11 protein-coding genes and 1 pseudogene are annotated in these 15470 nt (G+C 35.7%); 3 read left to right on the top strand and 9 right to left on the bottom strand.

Annotated elements, in window-relative coordinates:
* Positions 1-46: 46 nt before the first annotated feature.
* The 6 genes and pseudogenes from ACIFUW_RS02560 to ACIFUW_RS02535 form a co-directional block, all read right to left on the bottom strand.
* Positions 47-4444 carry an Eco57I restriction-modification methylase domain-containing protein gene (locus ACIFUW_RS02560; RefSeq protein WP_064375950.1) on the bottom strand — a complete coding sequence of 1466 codons (4398 nt, stop codon included), beginning with the start codon at positions 4442-4444 and terminating at the stop codon, positions 47-49.
* Complete coding sequence (locus ACIFUW_RS02555; RefSeq protein WP_306297442.1) at positions 4422-5207, bottom strand: methylase; 786 nt, start codon at positions 5205-5207, stop codon at positions 4422-4424. The genes ACIFUW_RS02560 and ACIFUW_RS02555 overlap by 23 nt, the downstream gene beginning before the upstream one ends.
* Before the next feature lie 1755 nt (positions 5208-6962).
* A pseudogene (locus tag ACIFUW_RS02550) lies at positions 6963-7256 on the bottom strand (hypothetical protein); the annotation flags it as partial.
* Between the two features lie 683 nt (positions 7257-7939).
* Positions 7940-8266, bottom strand: a complete 327-nt coding sequence (locus tag ACIFUW_RS02545) for a hypothetical protein (protein WP_064375953.1) — start codon at positions 8264-8266, stop codon at positions 7940-7942.
* Positions 8267-8311: 45 nt separating this feature from the next.
* On the bottom strand, positions 8312-8674 hold the full coding sequence (locus ACIFUW_RS02540) for a zinc ribbon domain-containing protein (RefSeq protein ID WP_085811514.1): 363 nt from the start codon (positions 8672-8674) through the stop codon (positions 8312-8314).
* Positions 8675-8710: 36 nt separating this feature from the next.
* Positions 8711-8926, bottom strand: coding sequence for a helix-turn-helix transcriptional regulator (locus ACIFUW_RS02535; RefSeq protein WP_002296546.1), 216 nt, complete (start codon positions 8924-8926; stop codon positions 8711-8713).
* A 125-nt stretch (positions 8927-9051) separates the two neighbouring features.
* Between ACIFUW_RS02535 and ACIFUW_RS02530 the strand changes: the two genes are divergently transcribed.
* The gene (locus ACIFUW_RS02530; RefSeq protein WP_002301912.1) at positions 9052-9387 is read left to right on the top strand and encodes a helix-turn-helix domain-containing protein; all 336 of its coding nucleotides are present in this window, start codon (positions 9052-9054) and stop codon (positions 9385-9387) included.
* Positions 9388-9462: 75 nt separating this feature from the next.
* On the opposite strand, the gene ACIFUW_RS02525 is transcribed toward ACIFUW_RS02530, so the two are convergent.
* Positions 9463-11460, bottom strand: coding sequence for a hypothetical protein (locus ACIFUW_RS02525; protein ID WP_064375955.1), 1998 nt, complete (start codon positions 11458-11460; stop codon positions 9463-9465).
* Between the two features lie 97 nt (positions 11461-11557).
* Complete coding sequence (locus ACIFUW_RS02520) at positions 11558-11833, bottom strand: helix-turn-helix domain-containing protein (protein ID WP_002301916.1); 276 nt, start codon at positions 11831-11833, stop codon at positions 11558-11560.
* Positions 11834-12067: 234 nt separating this feature from the next.
* Here ACIFUW_RS02520 and ACIFUW_RS02515 point away from each other — a divergent pair, with 234 nt between their 5' ends.
* Together ACIFUW_RS02515 and ACIFUW_RS02510 are read left to right on the top strand one after the other, a co-directional pair.
* Entirely contained in the window at positions 12068-12802 is a 735-nt protein-coding gene (locus ACIFUW_RS02515; protein ID WP_064375956.1) for a helix-turn-helix transcriptional regulator, read from the top strand.
* 38 nt (positions 12803-12840) lie between these two features.
* On the top strand, positions 12841-13983 hold the full coding sequence (locus ACIFUW_RS02510) for a tyrosine-type recombinase/integrase (RefSeq protein ID WP_002287705.1): 1143 nt from the start codon (positions 12841-12843) through the stop codon (positions 13981-13983).
* A gap of 94 nt (positions 13984-14077) precedes the next feature.
* On the opposite strand, the gene sufB is transcribed toward ACIFUW_RS02510, so the two are convergent.
* Positions 14078-15469: a Fe-S cluster assembly protein SufB gene (sufB, locus tag ACIFUW_RS02505; protein WP_060804988.1), complete on the bottom strand. Its 1392-nt coding sequence runs from the start codon at positions 15467-15469 to the stop codon at positions 14078-14080.
* Position 15470 lies beyond the last annotated feature (1 nt).

Genomic DNA, 15470 nt, shown 5'->3' with positions numbered 1-15470 from the left:
TAATCAAGAAAACAGGGTTCTAAGCCTCATTTGTTAGCTTGTTCTCTTAGTAATATTCCTCGTGAAGAATCGGGACGATTGTTTGGTCAATAAACAATATCTCACTTGCATCGAAAGAATATTTCTTGAACAACTGCATATCAACTTCTTCAATACCTACATTCCAGTTAATGTCTGAACCTGAGGTAAAATCTTGTACTGGTATGAACATGAACTTATCTTTGGATAGGTGAATAGATGTCACTGCTTGAAGTAATAAAAATCTGTAAAAACGTGTTCGTAAATACTTCAGATAATTAATTGCTTCGGTTTCGGTATCAGCAGAAAATAGCACTAGGTATGAATCTGTAACTACTTCATTAGGTTTAATAACTCTGTTAGTAGAAATCACCTTAAACATACCATTTTTGTTCGGTTCACCTGCATGTTCGCTAGTCAGTGAGCTACTAATGACTTTATACTTTCCAACCATATCCTGTCCTTTAGTGATATCTTCCAGTGGAACAAAGCCTACCCCACCACTAGAGATTACTTTTATTGAATTTCTGGAATCCTGCACTTCTTCCCCTCGAATTTTCGTTGGAAGCCCAAATGGGTTACGTGATATAACAAAGTCACCAACACTAGCGTGTTCCCCAATTTTGTGAATTGCAGAAATGGCTTCATTATATCGCACAAACACTGGAAACTCGTTCATTTTTCGCTCTTGTGTATTTGATACACCATCATGTTGATTAGTATACTGTGTCAATCCATTATATTTCTTATCCCACAAGAAATAGCTAACACCGCCACCAATACTGGTGTTTGGGAATATTTCTTTCCCATTTACTATATCCACCATCACCTTCAAGCTAGAGCTGTTAAGCATAAAGTCACGGTACTTATCTAACCCTTTACCACCTGCAAACCACTTCGAAGGAGTAATCATCGAAACATAGCGTTCTGATAACTTAACAGAGGTTTCTACAAATAGATTATATAGCGGTGTAGCACTAGCTCCTGAACCTCCATCTTTCTCCTGATAAGGTGGGTTACCAATTATCACATCAAATTTCACGTTTTTATAAACTCCTTTCAAATTCGTTAAACCGTCATTGATTGAACGTTTCATACTCGTAACTAATTCACTTGAGTATTCAACATTTACCTTCCATGCGTTATAACCAATCAAAGTCCTCTTCGTTATCGTCTTAGCCATTGGAGTTTTAGAAATGACAAAAATTTGCTCTGATAATACTTTTTCCCATATTGCCTCTGAATCTACCCTTCCAGCATTAATATCGCTTTGTTTAAGGAGCTGAACATAGTACATACTCGTTGCTGCATATAAAGGATATAGCCCTGTTTTTGAGTTTATCTCAAGAATCTTTCTATTTTCCTTAAAAATATCATCTGTACAGTCAGTTTTCCTCCATCGCACGATTGGTTGACCGTTCTCCGTAGAATTTTGGTATTCTTCATCAAAGAAGGAAAGTCCACCGATAGTGTTACCAAGGTGCATATTAACAACTCGCCATGGAGTCAATACGGTTTCCTTGTCTGGATTTTTAAAAGTGCTAAATAATTCACCTATTTTCCTAGTACGTTCAATAACATCTAACTCATCATAAGACTTTGCACGTCTACGGATTATGCGTCCTGCCTCCACAAAAACGTCTGCATCATAGTACTCAATAAACTCTCTGAATCGCCCTTTACTTAACCCCTCTGGCATGAACTCATTCCATGAAGCCTCATCAACCAAATTAAGAAACATCTCAATAGTAACGTCATCTTTAATATCAATGTCCATCCCATAAATCATCATAGGTATGCGAATAGAAACGCCCCTCAAAATGGAAATCATTTTATTTCGCTGCTCTCGAAGCCTCTTTGCCCTATCTATTGCTTCCTGTTCCTCTTTGGTACGTTGACGTTTTGGTTTCTTTTCTGCCCTCGAAGCTTTTTCATACTCCTCTTCACTCATACCGTTATCTGAAACAATGAAGTCTTTCACTTTGGTTGGTTTACTTGAGCCAACAATTTTTTTAAGGTCTTCAAATTTGGTAAGATCAGCTTGGTCTAAATTTAATAGGTTGTCATTGTAAAGAGAGCTGTCTTCAAAGCCAGTCCGTACAGCTTTTTCTGCATAAGCCTTCTTCAGTGCCGTAAGCATTCGGTCAACGCTAAATTCTTTCATCACATTCCCCTGTTTACCAAGGATAGGTAAGAAATTTAGCATGCGCTCTAGTTTTTTCTTTTGCTCTGAACTATTAACCTTTCCCTTCTTGCTAGTTAGTCCGACACTTCCACTCATAATTTTTAAAGCACGGTCAGGTGCAAAATCAAAGATGTAGCAGTTTTTCTTAATTCCAAGCTCTGCATGGTTAAAAGGTGTCTGTGCACGGAACGCTGCCTGCAGATAAGATGTAGGACTTTCTGTGTTTGAAAGGAAAAATACCCCTGTCCACTCTGGAACATTAACTCCTGTTGTAAGCTTGCGAACTGTTAAGGTTATCGTCTTAGACTTAGCTGGATTACCAATAGCTTTACGCACCAATTCTAAATCTGAATCACTAGCATGCTCACTGTCACCTGTCTTGACTACGTTTGCAATATTGTAATCTTTGAATATAGGGTGCGTTTCGAGCACTCTTTCAAAAGCATTTGCCTCTTTAACCCCCGGCATCAGCCATAAAGTATGCCGTAAGTTTTCTCTAAACTCTGGTTTTGAGAAAGGAAAATTAGTCTTTTCATCGTTTGTAGTAATATAATCAAGAAACTTGCGTACGTCACCTTCATGAAGCAACTTTGTTTCATCATCTTCCTTAACCCTAAAGAATTCTCGGAAGTTAAATGCCTTATTTTCATCGAAATAATCAAATTTATTTGGTATTTCAAAGGTGAACATAGATACTTTCGGTAAACCTTCGTATGGGTTAGGTTCATTGGGATGCTCTACTGACCATTTCTCCTTAGCTTCTTGCTCCATAGTATAATCCCAAGTGAAAATATTATCCTCATCATACTTATCGAAAAGGTTAAATGGTGTACCCGAAAGCTCTAAGACCTTGGTATGCTCTTTCCGCAACTTAGCCTTTACGTTATTAGCTAATTCCGTTTCGTTTCCTTCGTGAGCTTCATCAATAATAATAAAATCCCAGTCAATCGCTAAGAATTCATAGTTTTTATCCCCTGCTTTTCCACCTGCCCACTCAGAACCGCGTAAGTCCTGAATACTTGCAAAATAGATGAAAGGTTTTTCGGTATCAACAAGGTTTTGAATCTTTTCTCCATCTTGTTTTGAACCATAGATGTACGAACCATCTGTGAAGATTTTTTTGAAATCCGTAAACCAACCATCACTTACAACAGGTCGATGAGTCATGATAAGAACTTTTTTGTATTGGCTCTCTTTAATCACTTGAAGAGAAGAAAGCGTCTTACCAAAACGCATCTTGGCATTCCAAAGCATCTCATCTTTCGTTTTGAATACAGTCTTAGTCTGCTCAATAGCATCTTTTTGTTCTGGTCTAAAATTAATTTTGAACTCGTCAAAGTCATCTTTTTCTGAGTCAAGACTACCTTTACCATCTTTAACCGCTTGGATTGCTTTCTTGGCAACGTCAACTGTTACACTGAACCACTCATTAGGCTTCCCTGTGTCATCTTCGCCAATCGTTTGAGGATTATAGCCCGAACGCTTTAATACTTCATGCACGTCATGGTCACGGAAAAATTGGTTCTTCTTATTAACAGCCAATTGCGCCCAATGAAGGACAAAAGGTACCCCCGCTGTTGTCATGTACTGCTTTATTCTTCTACTTGCATACTCTCTTAAATACTCGCTATTAGGAGTAAAGTCTGCCTCATAATTCTCTGGTACTGATGCATCCCCAATCTTTTCCAGTCCTTGGTACATTTTCCATGTGCCGTCAGCATCCTTGGCACTCTGGATGTAAATAAGTTTACGGTCAAAGGTGTTATAGGTGATAACAAACATCTCATCCGTAATTTCTTCCTTTGGGTTTAACGATTTATCCCCAGACAGATTGCGTGCAAAGACTCTTAGCAAGGTATCAAGAGTAACTAAAGATTCGACCGCCTCTGAAACAGGTATAATTCCATTTTCATGTGCTGCAACATTTCCATATTTTCTCAACTTATGAAATAAGTCAGCTATCGTAGGAGTAATATTATTTCTGACCCTAAGCTCGCGAAGTACATCAACATACTTCATACTTTGCTGGTCAATACCCACATTTGAAGCAATCTTCCGTGCTGCTACCTCCGAATAACGTCTAGTTCCAATAGCAACTTCATTAGGTATTTGATTAACGGTTACACGGTACGTGTTAATTGCATCTACTAAATTAGGAATCCCAAGGAAGTGTTCTAGCTTAGAACCATATTTAGGTAAGTAATCGAAGTATTTAGCTTTAGATTTCAACGCTGTCGTCATCAATTTCCTCCATCTCTTCCTTATAAACCTCAGTTATCGGCATCGCTACATAACGTAATATTGGATCATTTGAAACTTCTTCATCGACCTCGTCATCAAATGAAAACAAATCGAGCTGTTCAAATACAGGCAGAGCTGAGTATGCCTCTCCAAACTCTCGTGTTACCCCTGAATAAATATCCTCCAAAGAATATTCAGTTCGATTTACAGTGATTTTTTTCTGTCCTTTTCTTAGCGTCTTAGGTGTCCACTCACTAAAAATAATCGGATTATCATCTGGTGTTCGTTTTGTAAGAAAATCTCCCTGTTTGATATTCCTAGAAATCAAAGTCTTTGCACTGTCTTGGACTTTCCTTTTCATTGCGGTACCATGTTTTTTCGATTGTTCTCTGTACAAATCGTTGAATACTTGAAACATGTTCATTACACAGGTCTGAGCATTGTCTTCGAGTAACTCCACGCCATATAGAGTTGAAAGCGCCAGTAAGGAGTAATTTTCATACTGTTCTAGGGACTCATTATATTCACGAGCAACCATTGCCATTTTTCTAGTCAAAACCTCAACTAAGAAAGCACCTTCTCCAGCTGAAGGCTCTAAGAAAGTCGTCTGCAGCTCCTCGCAAGCCTCTTTTATGCCTGGCAAATCCAACATATCTTTGACAGTTCTTTGCGGTGTAAATACCTCACCGTGCTTCTGGACACGTTTTTTACTTTTGATTAGTCGTCCTTGTTCCTCTTCAACCATCACCATATCTTCAACCACTAAAAATCACCCATCTTCCCAACACAAATAACCGAAACGGATGCTACGAATCGGTTATCACTTTCATATATGGGCTTTTGGGCAGACTGCTGGCTAGTACTGTGATTGCGTGTCATCATGCCCTTTTCCTCCTTACAAGTCAAGATTTTTACTTGAAAAAACTCGACAATTTCTAATTATGCTTATGTTCAATTTTAACACATTTTTGTTTTTTCCTCTATCTCAAAATAAAGAACAAAATATAGCTTAACTGGAGAATTATAGAGTTTGCCTCTTGCAACACAGGGGAGTTAGCGAAGATGTTCGTCTGTCCTATTTTATTTTTATGAACATGAAAAAAGACCACCAAACTAGGCAGTCTTTGACTTATTATTATTTACTTTTAGCTATTCCCATTAAATTTTACCACTCGTCCCTTTTTCGCCCTCTTTAGATTTAGCCGAGGGTCGTGTGGTAAAAGCTCATTATTGTCTTAACGTGGTCAAAAACCTCTTTCCTACGTTTATTTGATAACCCATACTGACGAAACACCTCTTTCATTATCGCAATCATTTGCTCATTAGATAACTTTTCATCATACCCATCAATGAAGTTCTCTAATGACTGACTATCTAAAGCTTTCTTTATTTCAAAGAACAAGTCATAAACAGGTTTATCTTGCTTCTTCAGCCAGTGAACATAGCCCTCCCTGTGCTCTTTTTCCCGTTCACCTGTTACTCCTTGCTGTTTAGGTAATCACAGAATGTTGACCGACTGACTTCTATACCTGTATCTTCTTATATTCTCGATAAAGACTTCTTAATGGTGAGTCCTTCTTGATAATACTTCAGCCCAGCCTGTAAAACTTCGTCTGGAAACCTCTTTCGATGTTCTGTCTTGTTCGCTGAAAAACTCTTGTACTCATCATCAAAGCTGAGTGTAAATACCACAACAAGATGTTCGTACGATAGTCTGACCAGAAAACTGACTTCCTTGTCGTTTGTACCCAAATTTTCATATGAAGTAGATAAAAGAACTGTATACCTGGAAAAGACGTCTTCTTTTACGAAGTCAATGCACAATAGACGTAGAATAGGCTATCTTCTTCGACAGTTAGTGAACCTATATCGTCTGCTAATAGGATATCCGACTTTAAATCTAAATATTTTTCCTCTGATTTTTTAATTTCCCTCTTGAAATAATCTATTGTAATTTGTTTATCTGAATTGTTTGCAATTAACCCCTGCAGAACTTCTCTAGCTTGTTCAACATCCCGTATTACCATGGAAATCACTAGGTATCAAACTGAGTCATACGAAGACAAAAACATAAAAATTGACCTGTTAAAGGGTCACTGAATAACATATAAAATCAATAAAACGGAGTCAGACACGGAGTCAAAAAACGCTGAGAGTAAAAAATATACAGTCCCATAGGTAAAGTGCCACAGGACTGTATATTTTTTTATTTCAGATTACCTGAAATGATTCCATTTACTTTTTATCTCATTTTTCCCTACTAGTTAGTATCAAATACTCTCCTATTTTCTCAATAAACTATTTTGGGTTACATGGTATCTGAAACAGCTAAAACCTTGTCATTACAGCAAAAAATCACTTTATCTCCGTTTCATTTCAGATACATTTCACTTAAGCGGATTCCCAAAAAATAAAAGAAAAAGAAACCCCTAGTTAGCCTATGCTTTCTAATGATTCCTCTCGAAACACGGTCAAAAAACAACGGGGTAGGGTAGTTAATAAAAAGATAGAAAAACCATTATTCAATGACTTTCTCAAATATTTCGTTGTAATCAGTTACCTTTCCGTTCTTAAATACCACAGAATAATCTTTTTTTCCATTTTCAAGTAACCTAAGTGGAATATCTTTACCGACTTGCTCTGACACCGCATTACTGACTCCTGTTAGATTAGCTAATAAATCTGATAAAGATTGAGCATCAGTCGGAATCTCTGTATCAGTATTTATCGTTATTCCCTTATCTTCATTTACAAGTTTCCAAGTAGGTGGTATAGCCGCGTATGTTTTTATGAACGTATCAATTTTTTTATCTACAGTTTGTCTTGATATTGTATCGTTTTTCTTTTCTACCTTACCAATTGGACTCTCATCTTTCGTAGTCCTATAAAGAGTGGCTGTTGATAAGTGTTCATCCAAATTTACCAACACAGTTAATTTATCTTTTTCACCGTCAATAGGCATGAACGTTATATTGCTTATTCCCGTGGTTTCCTTTAATTCTGGAATCGCTTTAACTAATTCATCTTTTGATATCATGATTGAACGAAATGTAGTTGAATCAAATTTTTTATGTCTTAGAGTATACTTAAAATCCACCATTTCACCATTTTTTTGTAGTTCTATTACTCTGTCTTTAGTTATTTTAAAATTATAGTCTACAGGAATTTTCTCAGCAGTTCCTGACCAATATCCATAGAAATCTTTATCTTTATTTCTACAACCTGATAATTGAATAACCAGTATAGTTCCTATAACCAAAAATATACCTGTTTTTAAATAATTCTTTTTCATCATAAAGCTCCTCTTTTAAAGCATTTAATCAACAATGTAAGAACCCAATTTTTAAAGCTCTTTAAAAACAATTTCCATCAATTATTATAACATTATTTTTCTCATCTATATTAGTATTTTATTTACAGGGAATCAAAAAAACTCCTTAGTAAGCTTACACCTTTAGGAGTTCCTGTTTGGACGGTATACATAATACATTTAAATCAATTTAACATTAACACCTCAGTATATGGTATCTCTACATATACACGGTCTTTCTTTGGATAGTACTCGACATTTATATTGATAGCACTTCCATTGTCTAACGTAGCTTTAGCCCGGTATGTGTTATCTCCATTTTCATGAGTAATCGTCACATCATCACATGACCTATTTAAGTTGTACTGTTCTTGTAAAATCTGTGTCACCAATGGTTTAGATGACTTCTCTAATCCAGATGTACCTGTCATTTTTGAAAAAATGATACCTATAATAGCCAAGACAACGATACCTATAATGACAAACTTCTTGTTCATATTTACTTTATTCAACTTTTTATCTCCTATCTCCAAAATAATTTGCTCTTATCCCTCTTATCAGTACATTGACATCCCTAAAAGTACACCAAAGATTGCTCCAGCTACCCCTGCTATCATCAAAATCGTACCCATTTTCTCATCTTTTTCTCGATATAAGTAGCCCATAATAACAGCAACAGCACCAAATACAACAGGAATAAATGCTAACGATACTACCATAGAAATCCAACCAATAATCAAATACAGCTTCCCTGTCTCTTGTCCATGTACGATTTGTTCCTTCATTTCACTAAATGTCTGCTCAGTACTTTTCTTTACTTCGTCTGCTCCAGTTGTCTCATCTGTTTCTTGTAATGCTCCGCAAAACTGGCAATACTTACTTTCATCTGTTATTTCTTTACCACATTTTCTACAATACATGTCTTCTCCTCCTAAAATCATTCAATTGCTTAATAGTTAACTGTTTACTTTATTAAACACATCAGAAAACAGCTCGTTTATTGGTACACTTAATATCTCAGAAAGCATTTTCATTTGATAGGGTTTAGGAATCGTTCTCCCTGTTTGCCACGAACTTACACATTGCTGTGTAACATTCATTTTTTTTGCTAACTCCGTTTGAGAAAGTCCTTTTTCTTTTCTGTATCGGCTGAGATTACTTACTTTTTTCATGATTCTCCCCTCCTGTTTTATTATATACAACAATATGATGTATTTCAACTCATAAAATATAAAAACTTCAAATACCATTACAAATACAACAACTTGTTGTACTATACTGAGATGGGGGTGTATTAATGAAACAGAAACAATATGCAAAGGTCATTAGAGAAAAGCGAAAAGCTCTCGGGTGGACACAAAAAGAATTAGCTGAAAAAATCTTCTCTACACAACAGGCAGTAGCAAGATGGGAAAATTCTGTAACAGAGCCTAACCTCGATAGCTTAACAGCTCTTTCTAGAGCCCTAGGAACCCCTGTAAGCCATTTTCTAGACAATGTTGTCGTAGATTATGAGGAAGAGTTTTTGGCTCTCTATCGTTCTCTTAGCACTGAAGATGCAGTTCGAACAATTGACTATATGAAGCTATTAAAAAGGCAAGAAAATGAACGCAATCAGCTATTGAAAGATTGAAAAATAAATAACCCACCGAACTTTAACGGTGGGTGTATTGAGATGAAATAAGATTAAGAGCTATGGATAACCTGTCTAGTTTAATACAATTGGGTCTTTTCTCTTCCTTACTCTCCGTCCATCATCTCTTGTTACACTTGTAAATTGATAAAGAGGAACTAATTCAACACCAGATGCTATCAATTCTTTTATTACTTCATCTATCCCTGCTCCTTTTGCTAGGTAGACTAAAAAACTACTGCTTGCTTTCACATTGTATAGTTTCTTAATATCCTTAGAAGCTCGTTCAAGAGTGAATCCTTGTTTAACAAAGTAGCCTCTGTTTTCTTTTAAAGCATTTTCCACGCTGTTATTCCCAACATTACGTAGACGTTCACAAACAGTGTTAATAAGTTCTTTCTCTGTCATTAGATATGTCCCTTGCCACGATAAGTCCTGTAAAACTTCATGTGCCTCATCTAAAATCAATTGTTTTTCCTTGCTGAGTTCTGACCGAAAATTTTGAGGAAATACTCTTTTAGCCTCTTTTTCGTTAAAACATATCTTAACCCATTCATAAGAAAAATATTGATATGTAAAATGAACTTTTTTCAGAAGTGGAAGGATATCTTCATTCAATTTTTGAATCACAGAAGTTGCATTAAAAACGTCTAATCGATAGACATTGCTTCTCTTATGATTAAAGTTTCCTAACGCTTTCTCTTCCTTTAACCTATTTAGGTATTCGAGCATCTTCAAAGGAACATCTTCATCATCTAATTTTTTTATCAATCCTATAAATGTCATAAATGATAGTAACTTATTCCATTTATCTATGTCATAAGTTTTACCATAGTAAGAACTCATTTTTTTAGCTAGTTGTTCTCCTGATAAAATACAAGTCACACTTTCCTTACTATCATCAAAAAAATTAACATCAGAAAGCAAGGCATCATAGACACGTCGCATTTCCTCTAGATAATTATTTATTGTCCTGAAAAGCTTGTCTTCCATAGATTCAAGAGTGTCAAAAAGTACTTTTGATTCCTCTTTCAATTTTCGAAAATGTGTAGGATACAGGTCTAGATTCTCTAATAGCCAATTAAATGTTTCTACCCGACTATCTTTCTCTAGAATTAACATCACAACCCCAATAAAATTTTCACTGATACCACAATTACTGGAATGACAATAAAAAATGGAATGCCCAGTTTTACTGGTAAAAATACTAGCAGATGGATTATGGTCGTCGTGAAACAGACATCTTAAGTTTTTACTTGACTTAAGTAATTTATTCATATCAATGGTTAACAATCTTTCATAAATCTCATTAAAAGACATGTCGGAGGAATCAAACAGGCAGTCTTTAAACCACTGTTTCATTTCTTCTTTGTCGTCATTTTTTATCAACTTAACAAAATCAGTTTCATTGACTAGTTCATACTCTCTCCCTGAATCACTTTGACAATTTTTAGAACATGTCATGGTAAAATCAATCGGAAGCTCAGTAATATCTAACATGTTGTCTTCATTAATTATTATCACTGCATCTGACTTATATCCTCCAAAAAACATTCTATTCGAAGCATTTACATTGTCATCACACCCGGGTATGATTTTTTTCAAGTATTCGTAAACAGCAATCATTTTACTATAGTCAGTAATTGCTTCTTTTAATAGAAAGACAATCTTGAATTTTTCTAGATTTTCAGAGTACCGAATACTTTTTTGTATCGCAAACGCAGAATTATGAACTAAATTGATAGATAAAGCCTTTTCTATGCTTAAGTATCTACTATCATCTTTACTTAAATCTACTACCTTCCCCTTCTCATCTTTAACAGTGTTATCGACATCCAGAATAATTACTCTAGTTTCTAAAAACTCTTCACTTTTGTTGCCTTTATTCTTTGTCTTACTTGGAATAAATGATTGTGATGAATTTAGTATCTCTACAAACTCATCTCTTGTAACTTCTCTGTAGTTATCTAAACATCTTTTTCGTATTCTCTTTTTTTCATCCTCTATAACTGGTTTCTCTAATAGTCTTTCTTTATCTACATTAATTGGAATATTAATCATTGGTGTTTCCATTTGTGTTTCCTCCTTATAAAATTCTGTTAAAGACTAAAACATACAGATAATAAACACAAACTCTTTATTACTATATGTTTTAGTCTTATTTGTTTACTCAACCTTTATACTGTTCCATGAAACTATCAATATCAGATTTTTTGAATCTAATGACCGTATCAATTTTTATAACAGGTAACCCGTATTGAGAAACATATTTTCTAATCGTTCCTACTGATACACCTAGATATTCACTTGCCTGCTGATAGTCCATATACTCTAGAGTAACACCAGAAATAATGTCTTCTAGCATAGGCTTTAGCACTGTAATTATCTCTTTCACTTGTTGTTCAACTTGTATAGAAACAATGCTATCAATGATTTGTAGAGACATATTTCCCCCTCCTTTCGTGATTACTTGAACAAATTTTCTAAGAATCATCTTCGTATTATTTGATCAAAATAAAAGTATTTTGTTGTTATTAACCGATTAATCAAATAAAAAATGATTATCAGTTCATCGACATACACATAATACCTCGATACAAAAGGGGTGTCAATATGTTGTGTGAATTTATTTACAACACCCCCTTTTTGAGGTATACTAATTTTAGGAGGTGTGGTCAATATGATAAAGCGTCCACCAATAAATTATTTAGAACGAAAAAAGATACTCGGAACAAAAATAAAAGCTATAAGAAAGAGTAAAAAATTAACACAACCAGCATTTGGTCTTATGATTAACAATGGTCAATTGATTGACAAAAAAACTATCTACGAATGGGAAAAGGGAACCTATTTACCAATACCAGAGCGATTATCCCGAATTGCTGATTTGGGAAATATGAGTATAGAGGAGTTAGTTTGTGGCAATGTAGAAGAATATATTTTGGGAATTATTCTTTATAGAGATAGCATTGTACTAGATGGTATAACATTTCCAGATAAAAACCTGTTCCAGCATCTTCGTCAACAGTTCCCACCAGTACACTCTAATTTAGATACATGGCTGGATAGATATTCCAAATTAGAACCAGAGATGCAAGAATTTATTGCTAACAAGACTTGTAATAAAGTTAAAAATGAAAAAATTAGTCTTTTCAATATCTTAAAAATAGAAGAATTATTCATCAATGCTATTATAGAAGAATTTGACAATAACATTCTTCTGCTCACTAGCAGTATAGAGGAACAACTAGAAGAAATGATAGATGAAGGGATACATAGTCAAGTGGAAGACATGAATTATCCCGAAGAAGCTGTAAACGAAATTATTGATAATATAAACAAGCTAAAACAAACGATTTCATCAATTGGGAAAAAATACACTAAGAAAAAAATGAAGGGAGGTGATACCATCTAGTGGTAAGTACTCCTTGTAAACTAAGAGGAGATGATTTCATGGCAAAAATATCAAAGTACAAAAAGAAAAACGGTCAAGTGGCGTGGATGTATAAAGGACACATTGCCACCGATCCACGAACTGGTGAAAAAATAAATACTACGAGAAGAGGTTTTAGTAGCAAACAAGAAGCTCAAAAAGATTATGACGAGTACAGACATCAAATATTATACGGTGTTAAAAAGAAAGCACCTGATATGACATTTGAAGACCTGTATAATGAATGGATAACTCATCAGCGTACCAGTGTTAAAGCTTCAACAATCGCAATCTCAGTAAGATACGCAAATAATCAAATACTTCCAGCATTTGGTAAGCTTAAACTATCGAATATCTCTGTCCCATATTGTCAAAAAGTGGTAGATGAATGGCACAGTAAATATGAAAGTTACGATTATATGAGAAAACAGACTGCACAAATTTTACGCTACGGGGTTGCAATGCAATATATTGACAATAATCCTATGGAAAAAACACTTCTTCCACGAAAAAAAGAGTATGAGAAAAATCGTAAATTTTACTCAAAAGAGGAGCTTAATAATTTACTGGATGCTTTTAAAGATTTTGGTAACATGAAACAATACGCCTTCTTCAGATTATTGGCATACACAGGTATGAGAAAGAGTGAAGTACTCGCTTTACAGTGGAAAGACATAGACACGTTTAATAAAGAACTACATGTCAATAAAACTCTTGCTGTAGATGAATTTGGTAAAGTTATAATTCAATCTCCGAAAACAAGAGCTTCTAGACGAGTTATCTCTTTAGATACTGAGACTCTTTCTATCCTCAACAACTGGAAATTACAGCAAAAAGAAGAGTATTTAAAACTTGGATACAATACTAGCTCTAAAGAGCAACATGTTTTTACAACAGTTAAAAACACTCTATACATTCCAAACACTGTTAATGATTGGTTAAGATATATTTTGAAAAAATATAACTTGCCTCGTATTACACCTCATGGGTTTAGACATACACATGCTAGTTTATTATTAGAAGCAGGAGAATCTGTCAAGGTAGTTCAACAACGATTAGGGCATGAAAATAGTAAAGTGACATTAGACATCTATGCACATATTACAAATAATGCACCTAAGAAAACAGGTCAAGACTTTGCTGATATGATGGCTCATCAGTAAAAGAGCTGGTCAAAAGCTGGTCATTTCTAGTATATAGACAAAATAAAAAAGCTAGAACCCTTATATACCAAGGATTCTAGCTCCTATAACAAGTTTATCCTACACTGCCTTCCATCTCATAACTGATCAATCGATTGAGTTCGACTGCATATTCCATTGGAAGTTCTTTGGTGAATGGTTCAACAAAGCCCATGACGATCATTTCAGTTGCTTCAGATTCGGTCAGGCCTCGGCTCATCAGATAGTAGAGTTGTTCTTCTGAGATTTTTGAGACTTTGGCTTCGTGTTCTAAAGAGACTTGGCTGTTGTGGATCTCATTGAATGGGATCGTATCGGATTTCGACCATTCGTCCATGATGATCGTGTCACATTCGATATGAGAGATCGAACCCGCACTGTTTTTGGCAAAGGTTACTTGTCCTCGATAGTTTACTTCTCCGCCGTCTTTTGAAATTGATTTAGAGACGATAGAGCTAGATGTATTTGGTGCATTGTGGATCATTTTTGCACCCGTATCTTGGATTTGGTTTGCTCCTGCAAAGGCGATGGAGAGCATGGTGCCTCGTGCACCTTTTCCATCTAAGTAAACACTTGGGTATTTCATCGTTGTTTTTGCACCTAGGTTTCCGTCGATCCATTCAACGGTTGCGCCTTCGTATGCTTTTGCTCGTTTGGTTACTAAGTTGTACACATTGTCTGACCAGTTTTGGATCGTTGTGTAACGGCAATACGCATCTTTTCTTGTAAAGATTTCTACGATGGCGGCATGCAGGCTGTTACTTGAATAAGTAGGTGCCGTACAACCTTCGACATAGTGGATGCTTGCTCCTTCGTCAACAATGATCAGCGTACGTTCGAATTGCCCCGTGTTTTCCGCATTGATCCGGAAGTACGTTTGTAATGGAACATCGACTTTGACGGCTTTTGGCACGTAAATAAAGGTCCCACCTGACCATACGGCTGAATTCAGCGCTGCTAATTTGTTGTCGGTTGGCGGTACAAGTTTTGAAAAGTACTCTTTGAATAATTCAGGGTATTCTTTCAAAGCAGAGTCAGTGTCAGTAAAGACGATTCCTAACTTTTCGAATTCATCTTTCATATTATGGTACACGACTTCTGATTCATATTGTGCGGAAGCACCGGCTAGATAAGCTCGTTCAGCTTCTGGTATACCAATCTTTTCAAATGTATCTTTGATTTTTTCTGGTACGTCTTCCCAGTCACGAGCGGGTTTGTCACTTGGTTTTTGGTAATATTTGATGGCATCGAAATCGATGTCTGAAAGGTCGGGGCCCCATGTTTGCATTGGCATTTTGTTAAATGTTTCTAGAGATTTCAGACGGAATTCAAGCATCCATTCTGGTTCGCCTTTGATTCTTGACATCTCACGGATCACTTCTTCTGTCAAGCCTTCTCCTGTACTGAAAACCGGTTCGACATCATCGTGAAACCCGAATTTATATTCTTCTAATTCTGGTACGCCCATG

The sequence above is a fragment of the Enterococcus sp. PLH-Efm8 genome, from assembly GCF_053011625.1.
Note: the sequence above shows the minus strand (reverse complement) of the source record. Positions and strands in the feature narration are given on the sequence as shown.

What these genes read in the sequence shown, in the direction of transcription:
- ACIFUW_RS02530 (WP_002301912.1), top strand. Translation starts at nt 9,052, where the DNA reads ATGAAACAGAAACAATATGCAAAGGTCATTAGAGAAAAGCGAAAAGCT.
- ACIFUW_RS02540 (WP_085811514.1), bottom strand. Translation starts at nt 8,674, where the DNA reads ATGTATTGTAGAAAATGTGGTAAAGAAATAACAGATGAAAGTAAGTAT.
- ACIFUW_RS02535 (WP_002296546.1), bottom strand. Translation starts at nt 8,926, where the DNA reads ATGAAAAAAGTAAGTAATCTCAGCCGATACAGAAAAGAAAAAGGACTT.
- sufB (WP_060804988.1), bottom strand. Translation starts at nt 15,469, where the DNA reads ATGGGCGTACCAGAATTAGAAGAATATAAATTCGGGTTTCACGATGAT.
- ACIFUW_RS02515 (WP_064375956.1), top strand. Translation starts at nt 12,068, where the DNA reads ATGATAAAGCGTCCACCAATAAATTATTTAGAACGAAAAAAGATACTC.
- ACIFUW_RS02525 (WP_064375955.1), bottom strand. Translation starts at nt 11,460, where the DNA reads ATGGAAACACCAATGATTAATATTCCAATTAATGTAGATAAAGAAAGA.
- ACIFUW_RS02560 (WP_064375950.1), bottom strand. Translation starts at nt 4,444, where the DNA reads ATGACGACAGCGTTGAAATCTAAAGCTAAATACTTCGATTACTTACCT.
- ACIFUW_RS02520 (WP_002301916.1), bottom strand. Translation starts at nt 11,833, where the DNA reads ATGTCTCTACAAATCATTGATAGCATTGTTTCTATACAAGTTGAACAA.
- ACIFUW_RS02510 (WP_002287705.1), top strand. Translation starts at nt 12,841, where the DNA reads ATGGCAAAAATATCAAAGTACAAAAAGAAAAACGGTCAAGTGGCGTGG.